At 59.3% G+C, this 15,695-nt stretch carries 17 protein-coding genes; 9 read left to right on the top strand and 8 right to left on the bottom strand.

Annotated features, from left to right (window positions below; all coding sequences use genetic code 11):
* Positions 1–8: 8 nt before the first annotated feature.
* The 5 genes from AC2LD7_RS05155 to pilG form a co-directional block, all read right to left on the bottom strand.
* Positions 9–875, bottom strand: coding sequence for a CheR family methyltransferase (locus tag AC2LD7_RS05155; RefSeq protein ID WP_484596777.1), 867 nt, complete (start codon positions 873–875; stop codon positions 9–11).
* A gap of 58 nt (positions 876–933) precedes the next feature.
* Positions 934–2,982: a methyl-accepting chemotaxis protein gene (locus tag AC2LD7_RS05150; RefSeq protein WP_484596776.1), complete on the bottom strand. Its 2,049-nt coding sequence runs from the start codon at positions 2,980–2,982 to the stop codon at positions 934–936.
* A gap of 78 nt (positions 2,983–3,060) precedes the next feature.
* Positions 3,061–3,597, bottom strand: a complete 537-nt coding sequence (locus AC2LD7_RS05145; protein WP_484596775.1) for a chemotaxis protein CheW — start codon at positions 3,595–3,597, stop codon at positions 3,061–3,063.
* A gap of 40 nt (positions 3,598–3,637) precedes the next feature.
* Positions 3,638–4,003: a twitching motility response regulator PilH gene (gene pilH / locus AC2LD7_RS05140; RefSeq protein WP_407293174.1), complete on the bottom strand. Its 366-nt coding sequence runs from the start codon at positions 4,001–4,003 to the stop codon at positions 3,638–3,640.
* Positions 4,004–4,047: 44 nt separating this feature from the next.
* Positions 4,048–4,455, bottom strand: a complete 408-nt coding sequence (pilG, locus tag AC2LD7_RS05135; RefSeq protein WP_484596774.1) for a twitching motility response regulator PilG — start codon at positions 4,453–4,455, stop codon at positions 4,048–4,050.
* Between the two features lie 236 nt (positions 4,456–4,691).
* On the opposite strand from pilG, the gene gshB reads away from it, so the two are divergent.
* From gshB to AC2LD7_RS05100, 7 genes are all read left to right on the top strand, one after another.
* Entirely contained in the window at positions 4,692–5,654 is a 963-nt protein-coding gene (gene gshB / locus AC2LD7_RS05130) for a glutathione synthase (protein ID WP_484596773.1), read from the top strand.
* Positions 5,655–5,842: 188 nt separating this feature from the next.
* Positions 5,843–6,739, top strand: a complete 897-nt coding sequence (locus AC2LD7_RS05125) for an energy transducer TonB (RefSeq protein WP_484596772.1) — start codon at positions 5,843–5,845, stop codon at positions 6,737–6,739.
* A gap of 72 nt (positions 6,740–6,811) precedes the next feature.
* The gene (locus tag AC2LD7_RS05120; RefSeq protein ID WP_484596771.1) at positions 6,812–7,381 is read left to right on the top strand and encodes a YqgE/AlgH family protein; all 570 of its coding nucleotides are present in this window, start codon (positions 6,812–6,814) and stop codon (positions 7,379–7,381) included.
* Positions 7,378–7,797 (top strand): Holliday junction resolvase RuvX, encoded by a 420-nt coding sequence (gene ruvX / locus AC2LD7_RS05115; RefSeq protein WP_484596770.1) that lies wholly within the window; start codon positions 7,378–7,380, stop codon positions 7,795–7,797. The genes AC2LD7_RS05120 and ruvX overlap by 4 nt, the downstream gene beginning before the upstream one ends.
* Positions 7,798–7,826: 29 nt before the next feature.
* A complete protein-coding gene (gene pyrR, locus AC2LD7_RS05110) occupies positions 7,827–8,339 on the top strand; it encodes a bifunctional pyr operon transcriptional regulator/uracil phosphoribosyltransferase PyrR (RefSeq protein ID WP_484596769.1) in 513 nt (170 codons plus the stop codon).
* A gap of 10 nt (positions 8,340–8,349) precedes the next feature.
* Positions 8,350–9,366: an aspartate carbamoyltransferase catalytic subunit gene (locus AC2LD7_RS05105; protein WP_484596768.1), complete on the top strand. Its 1,017-nt coding sequence runs from the start codon at positions 8,350–8,352 to the stop codon at positions 9,364–9,366.
* A complete protein-coding gene (locus tag AC2LD7_RS05100) occupies positions 9,366–10,637 on the top strand; it encodes a dihydroorotase (RefSeq protein WP_484596767.1) in 1,272 nt (423 codons plus the stop codon). Before AC2LD7_RS05105 ends, AC2LD7_RS05100 begins: the two co-directional genes overlap by 1 nt.
* 64 nt (positions 10,638–10,701) lie before the next feature.
* On the opposite strand, the gene AC2LD7_RS05095 is transcribed toward AC2LD7_RS05100, so the two are convergent.
* Entirely contained in the window at positions 10,702–11,097 is a 396-nt protein-coding gene (locus tag AC2LD7_RS05095; RefSeq protein ID WP_484596766.1) for an NINE protein, read from the bottom strand.
* 137 nt (positions 11,098–11,234) lie between these two features.
* Here AC2LD7_RS05095 and AC2LD7_RS05090 point away from each other — a divergent pair, with 137 nt between their 5' ends.
* Positions 11,235–12,452 (top strand): putative DNA modification/repair radical SAM protein, encoded by a 1,218-nt coding sequence (locus AC2LD7_RS05090; RefSeq protein ID WP_484596765.1) that lies wholly within the window; start codon positions 11,235–11,237, stop codon positions 12,450–12,452.
* Positions 12,452–13,276 (top strand): TIGR03915 family putative DNA repair protein, encoded by an 825-nt coding sequence (locus AC2LD7_RS05085; RefSeq protein WP_484596764.1) that lies wholly within the window; start codon positions 12,452–12,454, stop codon positions 13,274–13,276. The genes AC2LD7_RS05090 and AC2LD7_RS05085 overlap by 1 nt, the downstream gene beginning before the upstream one ends.
* Before the next feature lie 119 nt (positions 13,277–13,395).
* Here the strand turns inward: AC2LD7_RS05085 and AC2LD7_RS05080 are convergent, their stop codons facing one another.
* Entirely contained in the window at positions 13,396–14,541 is a 1,146-nt protein-coding gene (locus AC2LD7_RS05080) for a PilT/PilU family type 4a pilus ATPase (protein ID WP_255977865.1), read from the bottom strand.
* A gap of 81 nt (positions 14,542–14,622) precedes the next feature.
* On the bottom strand, positions 14,623–15,657 hold the full coding sequence (locus AC2LD7_RS05075; protein WP_484596763.1) for a type IV pilus twitching motility protein PilT: 1,035 nt from the start codon (positions 15,655–15,657) through the stop codon (positions 14,623–14,625).
* Between the last annotated feature and the right edge of the window lie 38 nt (positions 15,658–15,695).

Genomic DNA, 15,695 nt, shown 5'->3' with positions numbered 1-15,695 from the left:
GACTCCGCTCATAAACTTTTCCGGGTAAAGGCCAAAACCTGACTATCAGCTACCGGCACCAAGTCCGGGTGCTGCCAGCCGACCACCTCGCCTGCACCGATAACCAGCAATCCCCCTGGAGCCAGGCGCTCGACTAGGCGACTAAGGATTTCGCGGCGACGCCAGCGACGGAAGTAGATCAACAGGTTCTGACAAAAAATGACGTCCATATCGGACATTGGCGCACCGGCCAGCTCCAGCACATTAAGTCTGGCAAAGCACACACGCGCTGCCAGGCTGGGTATAACTTGAAATCGATCATCCGACAGTGCCTGAAAATACTGCCCACGCAGTTCAGGCTCCACCTGTTCCAGCCGGCGTCGGCTATAGATGCCATCCCGCGACCTGCCCAGGGCGCTGAGGCTGATATCGGTACCGGTCACGCCGTAACGCGCGTCGCCACCGCTACATGTCAATGCCTCGGCAGCGCAAATCGCCAACGAATAGGTTTCCTCACCGCTTGAACACCCTACACTCCATAGCGACCATGGACGCGCATCATCACGCGACTGCCGACGCTGCTGCATATAGGCTGAAAGAAATGCAAACGAAGGGGGATGCCGAAAGAATCTCGTTTCCTGCACCGTCAGCCGATCCATCAAGGTCGACCATTCCACCGCACCTCGAGGGCCGGCTGTGACCTGACGATAGTAGCTGGCGTAATCAGCCACACCGACCTCACGCATGCGGGTGCTCAGGTTCGCCTGCAGAAATGACCGACGTTGCTCGGACACGACCATGCCGGAGCGCTCTTCGAGTAATGTCTGCCAGTCATGGAACTCCGCTGACGACATCTCGGCCAAGGGTCTCAGTGACCAGTCAACGCTTGGCTGCATGTCCTGCCCCTTACTCATGAACTTCCACAGCAGCCGTTACCGGCTGCCGTGCTCTCAATCAGGCCTGATCCTGAGTTTCCGGCAAGGTGAAACCGGATACCGAATGGCGCATCTCGTTAGCCATCTTCGCGAGGTTACCGATGCTCTTCGCGGTAGCAGTGGTACCCGAGGATGTCTGCGAGGTGATTTCCTGAATGACGTTCATGGTGTTGGAGATATGACCGGCCGACGAAGCCTGCTGGCGTGCAGCGTTGGAAATGTTCTGGATCAGTGCCGCAAGGCTCTTGGATACCTTCTCGATCTCCTCGAGGGCGACACCCGCGTCCTGGGCCAGGCGAGCGCCTCGCACCACTTCGGAGGTGGTTTGCTCCATCGAAATAACGGCTTCGTTTGTATCGGTCTGAATGGTCTTGACCAGCGCTTCGATCTGCTTGGTAGCAGCCGACGAACGTTCCGCAAGGCGCTGTACTTCGTCCGCAACCACCGCAAAGCCTCGGCCCGCGTCGCCAGCCATGGAGGCCTGGATCGCTGCGTTCAGTGCAAGGATGTTGGTCTGGTCGGCAATGTCGTTGATAAGACTTACGATGTCACCGATCTCCTGGGACGACTCACCGAGACGCTTGATCCGCTTGGAAGTGTCCTGGATCTGCTCACGGATGTTATCCATGCCAGTGATGGTGTTGTGCACCACCTCGTTACCTTTGTTGGCAATGGCTACGGAGCGCTCGGCTACTGCGGACGATTCAGCAGCGTTCGCCGATACCTGGTCAATCGATACGGCCATTTCGTTGATCGCCGCCGACGCGCCGGCAATTTCCTGAGCCTGGTGCTCGGAAGCCTCGGCCAGATGCATTGCGGTTGCCTGGGTCTCCTGGGCCGCACCAGACACCTGCACCGCCGTCTGGTTAATCGTTTCGACCAAATCGCGCAACTGGTCAATGGAGTAGTTGATCGAGTCGGCGATGGCGCCGGTGAAATCCTCCGTAACCGTGGCAGCCACCGTCAGGTCACCATCGGCAAGGTCGCCAATCTCGTCCAGCAGACGCAGAATTGCCGTCTGGTTACGCTCGTTCTTTTCGGCGGTTTCACTCAGGCGGCGACGCGTTTCCTGAACCATGACCAGACCGATGAGCATGATCGAGGCCAGGGCCAGGGCACCGAGCACGTACCCTGCCAGGGTATTGACGTAACGGGCATCGGCACGACCCTGCAGCCCCTGGGTCAGGATCGAAGTCTTGTCGAGTAGCGTCTGCGACACTTCGAAGATGCTGTTGGAGGACTCTCGCACCTGGAACAGCTCCGGTGACGTTTCGAGAATTTCATCCACAGAACCGGAAACGAACTGAAACAGCTCCGAAATCGCTGCCAGACGATCCAGCGCCTCTACATCGTTGACACGCGTAATGCCCATGGCTTCATTGCCCTCGAGCATGGCGCTGAGTACACGGCCAAACAGGCTCGCATCGCGACCGAACATGTCAGCGGCCTGAACCGAGTCCTGGTCACCGGAAAGCACCTTGTTCACCGAGCCGAGAATACGTTCTGCGAGCAAGGACTGGCGTTGAGCGACGGAAACCTGAGCGGCCGGCGCGCCACTTTCGAGAAGAATATCGACGACTTCTTCGTACTCGACCTGCAACTGCGGAATGGTTTCGGCGAGCGTAGCAGCTACCTGATGCAGGGAAAGTACGGTCTGTTCACTGGAGAGGATCGCGTCAGTGTTCTGCCGCAGCGTGTCCCAGTCCTGTTGCACCGCGGCGACCTCGGCTTGCAGCGACTGTGGGACGGCCGGCAAACCGATGCGCTCGTCACCCTCAGACAGGTAGCCCCAGCGCTGGCTGAAGTCGTTTCGAGCATCCTTCAACGAGCCGAACGCTTCCGGAGTACCGGCTGCTGCTTCCACCGCGTTTTTCGCGATGCGCTGAGAGAGAACTCGCAGCTCACCAGCGTGTCCTATGTACTCGTTGTCATAGTCGGCCTGAGTATTGACGTACGCGAAGTTCGCGAACAACAACACCATCGACACGATAAGAAGGATAAACAGCCCGGCGATCAACGTATTGCTACGTACCCCTGCCAGCAATGCATTTGCGTTCATTTTTTTCATTTTTTCCGGCCCCCGCCTGGACCACCGTACGTTTCCTTCCAAGAACCAAAAGGTCGGCATCAGCCGACCCCACCTATTTCAATACGCCACGTCCAGGAATGCCTGATGCGCAGCAAGCGCGTGCGGGCTGAATACCAGCCAGGGCTGCTCGCGCTGAAAGACGCCATGAATGAAAGGCTGGATCGATGCCTCGACCGGCGGCAGCTGCTCGGAAAAAGCATCAACCGGAAAATGCTGCATGCCGAACACTTCATCCACGGTAAGCCCTGCAAACACTTCCTGATGATCGACTACCAGCACTCGCCGCTGCTTGCGCAGTGGCGACAGCTCAAGACCGAAGTAGCCGCAAAGATCCATGACCGGTAGCAACCTACCGCGAACGTTGGCCACGCCCTTGACCCAAGCTTTTACACCCGGCAAAAGTGTATAGCGTGGCTCATGCAGTATCTCGCCAACCTCCCCCATCGGCGCGACAAACAAGCGACCCCCCATCCGAAAACCGATGCCAGCCCAGGTCTGGATGGCTTCCTGCTGAGATGGCAGACCAGCAGCCAGCGCGCGGCACCGAGCATCGATTTCCAGGAGTCGCTGATATGGCGTTGGCAAATCCGACATGCTGGCAACATCCCTTTGTCCGATTACGAATCCGCCGGAATCAACCGGCAAGTACGGCGTTCAGGGTTTTAAGCAGTGTCGCTTCATCCACTGGTTTGGTCAGGTAATCCTTAGCACCCTGACGCTTGCCCCAGACCTTATCGGTTTCCTGATCCTTGGTGGTCACAATGATCACAGGAATGTGACTGGTTTCAGCATCTTTGGTCAGCTGGCGGGTGGCCTGGAAACCATTCAGGCCCGGCATGACGATATCCATCAGGACGGCGTCAGGCTTTTCCTGACGGGCAAGCGCTACGCCATCCGCGCCATTTTCGGCCTTGAAAACGACATGACCATGCTTTTCCAGCATGGCTGTCAGCTTGTACATCTCGGTCGGCGAGTCATCAACAATCAGAACGCGAGCCATGATTTCTCCGTGGGAAAGGCTTCAGCGGCACACAGGGCCGAACTTCAGGATACTTGCTCTACCGGTGCAAAATCAGGCACATGCGCCTTGATTGCACCGAGCAACTCTTCTTTACTGAAAGGCTTGGTGAGGTACTGGTCCGACCCCACGATCCGCCCCTTGGCCTTGTCGAACAGGCCATCCTTGGACGACAGCATGATTACGGGGGTGGACTTGAAAGAACTGTTGTTCTTGATCAACGCACAGGTCTGATAACCGTCAAGTCGGGGCATCATGATATCGACGAAAATTATGCGCGGGTGAGTATCCGCGATCTTGGCGAGCGCATCGAAGCCATCCACCGCCGTGACCACATCACAACCTACTTTTTTCAGTAGCGTTTCGGCGGTGCGACGAATCGTTTTCGAATCGTCGATCACCATGACCTTCAAGCCCTCGGAGTGCTGTTCCATTTCGCCCTACCATCGCCTCGGTGAGTCGTAGTTTATCGTTATGTCAGTGCGCCGAAGGCCCTGCCATCGATGGGCTGCACCCAATCGCCGGACCTTTTTAGCACACTCCTCATGCGCAAGCTATCTACTGCCAGGGCAGCGGGATTTTCCTTGACCCAACGCACAACCGCCGCCAATCTGCGTCGACATTTCAGGCCCCGGCAGCTTCGTTCTGCCCCCTCGTTGGAGATCATCACATGACTGTTCGCGTCGGGATAATCATGGACCCAATCGCGCAGATCGCTTTTAAGAAGGACAGCTCTCTGGCCATGCTGCTGGCAGCCCAGGCTCGCAACTGGACGATCTATTACATGGAGCAGTGTGATCTCTATCAGCTCGGCGGCGAAGCGCGAGCCCGTATGCGCTCGATCAAGGTCTTCAACGACCCCCAGCATTGGTACGAGACGGGAGAAGAGATCGACAGCGCGCTAGCCGAACTCGACGTCATCCTGATGCGCAAGGACCCACCCTTCAATAGCGAGTACGTGTACGCCACCTATCTGCTGGAGCTTGCCGAGCAAGCCGGCACGCTGGTGGTAAATCGGCCGCAAAGCCTACGCGACTGCAACGAGAAGTTCTTCGCTACTCAATTCCCACAGTGCACACCACCGACGCTTGTCGCCCGACGGTCCGATATTTTGCGGGAGTTCGCTCGCGAGCAGCGTGACATCATTCTCAAACCGCTGGATGAAATGGGCGGAGCCTCGATTTTTCGTCATAGCGAAGGCGATCCGAATCTTTCGGTGATTCTTGAAGTGCTAACCGAGCATGGCAGCCGGCAGATCATGGCGCAGCGCTATATCCCCGCCATCAAGGATGGTGACAAGCGAATCCTGATGATCGATGGCGAACCAGTACCCTACTGCCTGGCACGCATTCCGGCAGCGGGCGAAACCCGTGGAAACCTCGCCGCGGGCGGACGCGGCGTCGCACAGCCGCTTTCCGATCGCGACAGAGAAATCGCTGCCATCGTCGGCCCGGAACTGCGCAAACGCGGGCTCCTGTTCGTAGGATTGGACGTGATCGGCGATTTTCTTACTGAAATCAACATCACCAGCCCGACCTGCATTCGCGAAATCGACAATGCGTTCGACACGCGCATCGGCGAACGACTGATGGATGCTATCCACGCAAAATTGACGAGCCGACGCAACGCCTAGCATCGAATTGCAGTCAGCGGTACCAGCCGACTGCAATCACCAATGCCTATGCTCCTTCTTATATCGTTTCTCGCTGCCTAGACTGCAGGCACCTCGACGGCATCAACTGACCAAAGCTGCCGCCTGGTTCATAGACTTTTACAGTCGCGCTGGGCAGACTGCGCGCACTTCGAGCCGACTGAAATGCGATGAACGCCGCTACACGCCAACCTATCCCTGCCAACTCCGGCGTCCGCCCGGCGGATCGCCTCGGCTTTACGATATTCCTTGCGGCCGCGCTGCATGCCGCTCTGATCCTGGGCCTCGGCTTCACCCTGGCCGAGCCGAACCAGATCAGCAAGACGCTTGAAATCACCCTGTCTACATTCAAGAGCGAAGACAAGCCCAAGGACGCCGATTTCCTGGCCCAGGACAACCAGCAGGGCAGCGGTACGCTGGAACATAAGGCATCGCCGAAAACGACCGAGCAGGCACCCTTTCAAGATACCCAGGTGCGCAAGGTGACTCCGGCGTCCTCACCGCCACCGAGCAGCCGCAGCGAAGCGCCCAAGACCGCTGTCGCAACCCGCGCGCCGCAGCCGGACAAGACACCGGAAAAATCCCAGAAAAACAAGCCGCAACCACAGGCGCAGCCGGCACCTGTCTATGACAGCTCGCAGCTGAGCGCAGAGATTGCCAGTCTCGAGGCGGAGCTCGCGCAGGAACGGCAGGAGTATGCCAAGCGTCCACGCGTCAGTCGCCAGAACAGTGCCGCCACCATGCGCGACATCAGCGCTTGGTACCGTGACGAATGGCGCAAGAAGGTCGAGCGCATCGGCAATCTCAATTACCCAGACGAAGCCCGTCGCCAACAGATCTACGGCAGCCTGCGAATGCTGGTAGTCATAGACCGCAACGGTACGGTACAGGAGCTTCGGGTACTCGAATCATCCGGCCAATCGTTGCTCGACGAGGCCGCCATGCGCATCGTCAGACTCGCAGCCCCTTTTGCCCCCTTCTCTGGCGAGCTTGCGCAAAAGTTCGATCAGGTAGAGATCATCAGAACCTGGCGCTTCGAGCGCGGCGACCGACTGTCGAGCCGCTGAGTCAGCCGCGCAGCATCCCGTCAGCGCTCGCCCGGCTTCACGCCCCCGCTTGCAACGCTTAAGCTAGCGCCCATGAAAGTCAATTCGCCGAGCTACCTCAAGCATCACTTCCAGATTGCCATGCCGCATATGGCAGATCCCAACTTTGCCCAGGCGCTGATTTACCTGGTCGAGCACAACAGGGATGGCGCAATGGGCCTTATAGTCAATCGCCCAAGTGGGCTGAACCTGACCGACGTACTCGAACAACTACGGCCAGACGAGCCCGTTATTCCCGCCAGCCAGCATTTGCCAATCTTCTCCGGCGGCCCGGTACAGATCGATAGAGGGTTTGTGCTGCACCCGGTCGAAGCTCAGTTTCAGGCGACGCTCAGCCTTGGCCCGCTAAGTATGACCACCTCCCAGGACGTGCTTTTCGCGATCGCCGACGGCTACGGCCCCAAGCGTCACCTTATTGCCCTAGGCTACGCTGGCTGGGAGCCCGGCCAGCTCGAGACAGAGCTGGTCGACAATGCCTGGCTGAGCTGTCCAGCGCAGGCACACATATTGTTCGATGTTCCGCACGATCAGCGCATCGATGCCGCAGCCACATCGCTGGGGGTCGACCTCAGATTGCTCAGTAGTCAGGTCGGTCACGCATGAGCGCGTTGCGCCTGTTACTGGGCTTCGACTACGGCACCAAGCAGATCGGCGTCGCCGTCGGCCAGATGATTACCGGTCAAGCCCGCGAGCTTTGTGTACTGAAAGCGCAGAATGGTGTGCCCGACTGGTCGCAGATCGAGGCATTGCTGCGTGAATGGCAGCCGGACGCGCTGGTGGTGGGTTTGCCGTTGAACATGGATGGCAGCCCCAGCGAGATGAGTGCCCGGGCGGAAAAGTTCGCCCGCCGCCTCAATGGCCGATTCAACCTCCCGGTCCATACCCATGACGAGCGACTGACCACCTATGAAGCCAAAGGCGAGCGTCTTCGCGGCGGCCAGCAAGGCGGCTACCGCGAGCGGCCGGTGGACGCGCTTGCCGCGGCCCTTTTACTCGAAGGTTGGCTGACAGCACAGTAGCTGCCTGACGAAGCTCTCAAGGAGAACTGATGACCCTGCCCAAACCCGAACAGCTGCTTCCAGAAATGGCCGCCGCACTGGACCAGCACCTGAGCAGCCACGGTATCGCCGAACCCCGATTCATTGGCATCCGGACCGGTGGCGTGTGGGTCGCCCAGGCGCTGCTGAAATTGCGCGACAAGGACGAAGCGCTAGGCGTGCTGGATGTCTCCTTCTACCGCGACGACTTCACCCAGAACGGCCTGCATCCACAGGTTCGTCCTTCCGCGCTGCCATTCGAAATCGAAGGCCAGCACCTGGTGCTGATCGACGACGTTCTGATGAGCGGCCGCACTATCCGTGCCGCTCTCAACGAGCTATTCGACTATGGCCGTCCCGCCAGTGTCAGTTTGGTCTGCCTGCTCGACCTCAAGGCCCGGGAGCTGCCGATCAGGCCGGACGTGGTCGGTGCAACGCTTTCGCTTGCACCCGAGCAGCGTGTGAAACTGCTCGGCCCGGCACCGCTCGCGCTCGAGTACCAGACCCTTGCTTCCGCCAATTGAGATCTTTGCGATGACGCCCACCGACGCCAAGCGCCCGCTACAGCTGAACGACAACGGTCAGCTGCGCCATTTCTTATCCCTGGATGGCCTGCCCCGCGAACTGCTTACCGAAATTCTCGATACCGCTGATTCCTTTCTCGAGGTCGGCGCCAGGGCGGTCAAGAAGGTCCCGCTGTTGCGTGGCAAGACCGTCTGCAATGTGTTCTTCGAGAACTCCACGCGCACCCGCACCACCTTCGAACTGGCGGCCAAGCGTCTATCAGCGGACGTGATCACTCTAAACGTCTCGACTTCGTCCACCAGCAAGGGCGAAACGCTTACCGACACGCTGCGCAACCTCGAAGCCATGGCCGCAGACATGTTCGTCGTGCGTCACGGCGATTCGGGCGCGGCGCATTTCATCGCCGAACACGTCTGCCCCGATGTCGCGGTGATCAACGGCGGAGACGGACGCCATGCGCACCCAACCCAGGGCATGCTCGACATGCTCACCATCCGCCGTCATAAAGGCGACTTCGACAAGCTGTCGGTGGCCATCGTCGGCGACATCCTGCATTCGCGCGTCGCCCGTTCCAACATGCTCGCCCTGAAGACGTTGGGCTGCCCGGATATTCGCGTGATAGGCCCCAAGACCCTGCTACCGATCGGCCTGGAGCAGTACGGTGTCAGCGTCTACAACGACATGAACGAAGGCCTGCGCGGTGTTGACGTGGTGATCATGCTGCGCCTGCAACGTGAACGCATGCAGGGCGGATTGCTGCCCAGCGAGGGCGAGTTCTACCGTCTCTATGGATTGACCACTCAGCGCATGGCGCTGGCCAAGCCGGACGCCATCGTCATGCATCCGGGCCCAATCAACCGCGGCGTCGAAATTGAATCTGCCGTGGCGGACGGTACCCAGTCAGTCATTCTCAATCAGGTGACTTACGGTATCGCGGTTCGCATGGCAGTGCTCTCCATGGCCATGAGTGGCCAAACCGCGCAACGACAAATAGAACACGAAAACGCTGCCGAGGAGCAGAACTGATGCCAACCCAAATCCTCGGAGCTCGCCTGATCGATCCCTCCAGCGGCCGCGATGAAATCACCGATATCTATTGTCAGGACGGCAAGATATCCGCCATTGGTCAGGCGCCTGCCGGCTTCAGCGCGGCGCAGACCATAGATGCTCAAGGTTTGGTAGTCGCTCCGGGCCTGGTCGACCTTTCGGTCGCGCTGCGCGAGCCGGGCTACAGTCGCAAAGGCAGTATTGCCAGCGAGACATTGGCTGCTACCGCTGGCGGCATCACCAGCCTGTGCTGCCCACCGCAAACCAAACCGGTGCTGGATACCGCCGCGGTCGCCGAGCTGATTCTCGACCGAGCACGCGAATCCGGCCACGCCAAGGTCTTCCCGGTCGGCGCGCTGACGCGCAATCTGGCCGGCGAACAACTGTCGGAACTGGTCGCGCTACGCGACGCGGGTTGCGTAGCCTTCGGCAATGGCCTGGCCAATTTCACCAGCAATCGCAACCTGGGCCGCGCGTTGGAATACGCAGCGACTTTCAATCTCACGGTCGTGATTCATTCCCAGGACCGCGATCTGGCCGAAGGTGGCCTCGCTCATGAAGGCCCCTCGGCAGCGTTTCTCGGCCTCGCCGGCATTCCCGAAACGGCCGAAACCGTTGCCCTCGCACGCAATCTGTTGCTGGTGGAGCAAGCCGGCGTGCGTGCGCATTTCAGCCAGCTCACCACGGCCCGCGGCGCACAGATGATCGCCGATGCCCAGGCACGCGGCCTGCCGGTCACGGCTGATGTCGCGATGTATCAACTCATTCTTACCGACGAAGCGCTGCACGGATTTTCCAGCCTCTACCACGTACAGCCTCCGTTGCGCAGCGCCGCGGACCGTGACGGCCTACGCGAAGCGGTCAGGACCGGCGTCATTTCGGCGATTTCCAGCCACCATCAACCTCACGAGGCGGACGCCAAGCTGGCGCCGTTCGGCGAAACCGAGCCTGGCATCAGTAGTGCAGAAATCTTGCTGCCGCTGGCTCTGACGCTAGTGGAGGATGGTCTTCTGGATTTACCAACCCTGCTTGCCCGCCTGAGCAGTGGACCGGCTGCTGCGCTGCAGTTACCGGTTGGGCGCCTTGCGGTCGGCGAAGCCGCGGATCTGGTCCTGTTCGACCCACGCAGCTCGACTCTGGCTGGCGAAGTCTGGCATTCGAAAGGTCGCAATTGCCCCTTCATCGGCCATTGCCTGCCGGGAGCGGTGCGCTACACCCTTGTCGACGGCAGAGTCGCTTTCCAGAGCTGAGCATCGATGAGCAGGCGGTCCAGACCAGGCAAGCGCCTGGACCGCCGTCTGACTTGCTCCGATATCAGCGTTTCTCCATATTGCGCATCGAAACCTGACTGTTCAACGTCCAGAAGTCATAGAGCACACCGACAAAAAACAACCCGCCAGTGCACAGGTAAATCAAGCCCGTGATCCATTTCCCCTGATACATCCGGTGTACGCCGAAAATGCCGAGAAAGGTCAGCAGAATCCAGGCAACAGTGTAGTCGACCGGTCCCGGCTGGAAGCGCAGGTCGGCCTCCCGATCCATGGACGGGATCAGAAACAGGTCGATGATCCAGCCGATAAAGAACAAGCCGAGCGTGAAGAACCAAATGGTGCCAGTGATCGGCTTGCCGTAATAGAAGCGGTGCGAACCGAGGAACCCGAAAATCCACAGGAGATATCCGATCAACTTGCTATGGGTGTTCTGCCGCATCTGAGCCTCTCTGTCTGTTTTGGCGTTGCGTCACTCAGCTTATCTGAATCCTGCAGCTCAGACCTTCTGCCGAGCGGGCGTTGCTCAATGAGACAATAATGATACTGTATGTATGAACAGTATCTACGGCAACCGTCATGCAACTCATCGATAAACTTAGCGTACTCGCCGATGCTGCCAAGTACGACGTGTCCTGCGCCAGCAGCGGCGCGCCGAAGCGCAGCTCGAAAGGCCGAAGCGGGCTTGGCGCCACGGATGGCATGGGCATCTGCCACAGCTTTACGCCCGACGGTCGCTGCGTGGCGCTGCTGAAGATTTTGCTGACAAATTTCTGCCTGTACGACTGCCAGTATTGCGTGAACCGACGCTCCAGCGACGTGCCTCGTGCCCGCTTCACACCCGAAGAGGTGGTCACGCTGACGCTGGACTTCTATCGACGTAACTGCATCAGCGGCCTGTTTCTCAGCTCCGGCATCATTCGCTCGGCTGATTACACCATGGAGCAACTGATCCGCGTGGCCAAGCTGCTACGCGAGGAGCATGAATTTCGCGGCTACATTCACCTGAAAACCATTCCGGATGCCGACCCGCTGCTGATCGCCGAAGCTGGCCGCTACGCTGATCGTCTCAGCGTCAATATCGAACTGCCTACCGAAAGTAGCCTGATCCGCCTGGCGCCGGAAAAGCAGGTCATCTCCATCAAGGAGGCCATGCACACCATTCACGAGGGGGAGACAGAGGCGCAAGCGGAAAAGAGCAAAAACGCGCCACGCTTCGCGCCGGCTGGCCAAAGTACTCAGATGATCGTCGGGGCCGATGCTACGGACGACAGCACCATTCTCCACACCGCTCAGTCGCTGTACGGCGACTACCGTCTGCGCCGCGTCTATTACTCGGCATTCAGCCCCATACCACACAGCCCCAAGACCGTGCCCTTCGAGGCGCCGCCATTGCTACGTGAGCACCGCCTCTACCAGGCCGACTTTCTTATGCGTGGCTACGGCTTCAAGGCCGGCGAACTGCTTACAGGACCGGGAAATCTGGCGCTCGATATAGACCCGAAACTCGCCTGGGCACTGTCCAACCGCGAGCATTTTCCGGTCGACCTGAACCGCGCCGAGCCAGAGATGATCGACCGTATTCCAGGCATCGGAGTGCTCAGCGCTAAACGTCTGGTCGCTCTACGTAGGCAGAAGCGCATCCGCTTCGAAGATTTGACGCGCTTGCGATGCTCCCTGGAAAAAGCCAAACCCTTCGTCATCACTCAGGATTACCGACCGAGCTTGGCCAACCATGACTCCCCTTCCTTGCGCCAGCAACTACGCGAAGGTCCGGCACAGATGGCGCTCTGGTGATGCGACAGGTGCGCTTCGATGGCAGCTTCGACGGCTGGCGCAACGTTGCGAGAGACCTGCTCCGCTGCGGTGTTGCCCCTCACGAAGCGAACTGGCTAAGCGGCAACGACATAGGCAGCTTGTTCGATGAACTCGAACCCCTAGCGCCAACCGGGCCCGCTGGTCCCGCGCTAATTCCCCGGCAACTGCTAGCCGAGCTTGAAACGGCAGCGAAATTCCGCACAGTGGATCGCTGGAGCCTGCTATATCGCATTCTTTGGCGGGTGGCTAAAGGCGACCAGGCGGCAAGGTTAGTGGGCGACATCGACGGCAGCGAACTGCACGCACGAATAAAGGCGGTACGCCGTGAAGCCCATCACCTACATGCCTTTCTGCGCTTCAGCCCACTGAATACAAAGAATGCTCCGGACTATATCGCCTGGTTCGAGCCCGCCCACGACATTCTGCTCTCGGCGTCGATGCACTTCGCCGAGCGCATGGGCATGCACTCGTGGCTGATCGCGACGCCGAATGATGCGGTCTTGTGGGATGGTCAGGTCATGCACTACACCAACGCTTGTCCGGCCCACTGGCGGCAACTGGCGCAAGGCGCGCAAGATCCCGGGGTCGAACTGTGGAAGGCTTATTACGAGAGCACCTTCAATCCGGCTCGACTCAATCGCGACGTAATGCGGAGCAATCTGCCGGTGCGGTTCTGGAAAAACATGCCGGAAGGGCCGTTGATTCCTCAACTGATGAGCCGCGCACGGGCCGGCGCGCAACGTGACGGCCAGGCCGAAAGCGTGGCCATCAGGACCGGCAAGCGCATCGGCCGGCCTCGCTAGGGTCTGTTGATGTTTCGTCCGCGACCGCGCCGGAGCCTTGCGGAACGCCGCCCGGCCTGGTGATATTTGACGCAGCAACGCGGCTCGCGACGAAACGTCAACAGCCCCTAGCACAACGACTAGCGGAAGCTGCGTCCCGGATCGTCGTTGCTGACTTCCAGAGTCAGCCCTTGAGAGACGCTGCTCAGGTGCTCACCGTCAGTTTCCGAGCCCAGCTTGATCATCAGGCGCAGGTCGTTGGACGAGTCGGCGTGGAGCAAGGCGTCTTCGTAGGTGATTTCGCCCTGCACATAAAGGTTGTACAGCGCCTGATCGAAGGTCTGCATACCGAGATCGGTCGAGCGCTTCATCAGCGATTTGAGCTCGTGCACCTCGCCCTTGCGAATCAGATCGGCCGCCAGCGGCGTATTGATCAGTACTTCGATCACCGCACGGCGACCCTTGCCATCCGGCGTCGGTATCAGCTGCTGGGCAACGATGGCCTTGAGGTTCAACGACAGGTCCATCCAGACCTGCTGGTGACGATCAGCGGGGAAGAAGTTGATGATCCGATCCAGGGCCTGGTTGGCGTTGTTAGCGTGCAGCGTGGCCAGGCACAGGTGGCCGGTTTCAGCGAACGCGACCGCGTAATCCATGGTTTCGCGGGTCCGCACCTCGCCAATGAGAATCACGTCCGGCGCCTGCCGCAGGGTGTTCTTCAGCGCCACGTCGAAAGAATCGGTGTCGATGCCGACTTCACGCTGGGTGACGATGCAGCTCTGGTGTTGGTGGATGAACTCGATGGGGTCTTCGATCGAAATGATGTGGCCGCTGGAGTTCTTGTTGCGATAACCGATCATCGCCGCGAGCGAGGTGGACTTGCCTGTGCCGGTGGCGCCGACGAACAGCACCAGGCCACGCTTGGTCATCGCCAGCTTTTTCAAAACATCTGGCAGCTTGAGGTCTTCAAGCGTCGGAATATTGGTCTCGATACGGCGCAACACCATGCCGGCAAGGTTGCGTTGATAGAAGGCGCTGACACGAAAACGGCCAATGCCTCGCGCGCTGATGGCGAAGTTGCATTCGTGGTTTTCGGCGAACTCGCGGCGCTGTTGCTCGTTCATTACCGCATGCACGGTTTCGCGAGTCATCTCTGGTGACATCGGCGTCTTGTTCACCGGCATGATCTTGCCGTTGACCTTCATCGAAGGCGGTACACCAGCGGTAATAAACAGATCGGAGCCGCCCTTTTCCACCATCAGGCGCAACAGTTTCTCGAATTCCATCGTCGTTCTCGTAGTCTGGCGAAGCCGCATTGAAGCGAAACGGAGGGCTTGGCGATCATGCAGCCAGGCCTCCTGGTGAAGTTAGAAGTTTTCCGGCTGCTTGGCTTTTTCCTTGGCACTATCCCGGGAGACAAGACCTTTGGCGAGCAAACCCTTGAGGCACGAATCGAGCGTCTGCATGCCCAGCGAACCACCGGTCTGGATTGCCGAATACATCTGCGCCACCTTGTCCTCGCGGATCAGGTTACGGATCGCCGGGGTGCCAACCATGATTTCGTGCGCCGCAACCCGCCCGCCGCCAACCTTCTTCAGCAGGGTCTGGGAAATCACCGCCTGCAGCGATTCGGAAAGCATCGAGCGAACCATGGATTTTTCTTCGGCCGGGAACACATCGACCACACGGTCGATGGTCTTGGCAGCCGAGGTGGTGTGCAGGGTGCCGAAAACCAGATGGCCGGTTTCCGCGGCGGTCAGCGCTAGGCGGATCGTTTCCAGGTCGCGCATCTCGCCCACCAAAATGATGTCCGGGTCTTCACGCAGCGCCGAGCGCAGCGCTTCGGAAAAGCCCAGGGTGTCGCGATGCACCTCACGCTGGTTAACCAGACACTTCTTCGACTCATGAACGAACTCGATCGGGTCTTCGATGGTGAGAATGTGGTGGTATTTGGTGTTGTTCAGGTAATCGAGCATCGCCGCCAGGGTGGTGGATTTGCCCGAACCGGTGGGACCGGTCACCAGCACAAGGCCGCGCGGCACATCGGTGATCTTGCGGAAGACCTCACCCATGCCGAGGTCTTCCATGGTCAGCACCTTGGACGGAATGGTCCGGAACACAGCACCGGCACCGCGGTTCTGGTTGAATGCGTTGACCCGGAAACGCGCCACGCCAGGCACTTCAAAAGAAAAGTCGGTCTCGAGAAATTCCTCGAAATCCTTGCGCTGCTTGTCGTTCATGATGTCGTAGATCAGCGCATGCACCTGCTTGTGGTCCATCGCCGGGAGGTTGATCCTGCGGACGTCGCCGTCGACGCGGATCATCGGCGGCAAGCCGGAAGAAAGGTGCAGGTCAGACGCACCCTGCTTGGCACTGAAGGCCAGCAGCTCTGTGATATCCATGGGACTCCCCAATTACAAGCAAGCAGGTAGAATGCCGC

Source organism: Stutzerimonas sp. (genome assembly GCF_982611455.1).
This window is presented reverse-complemented; position numbering and strand designations above follow the sequence as displayed.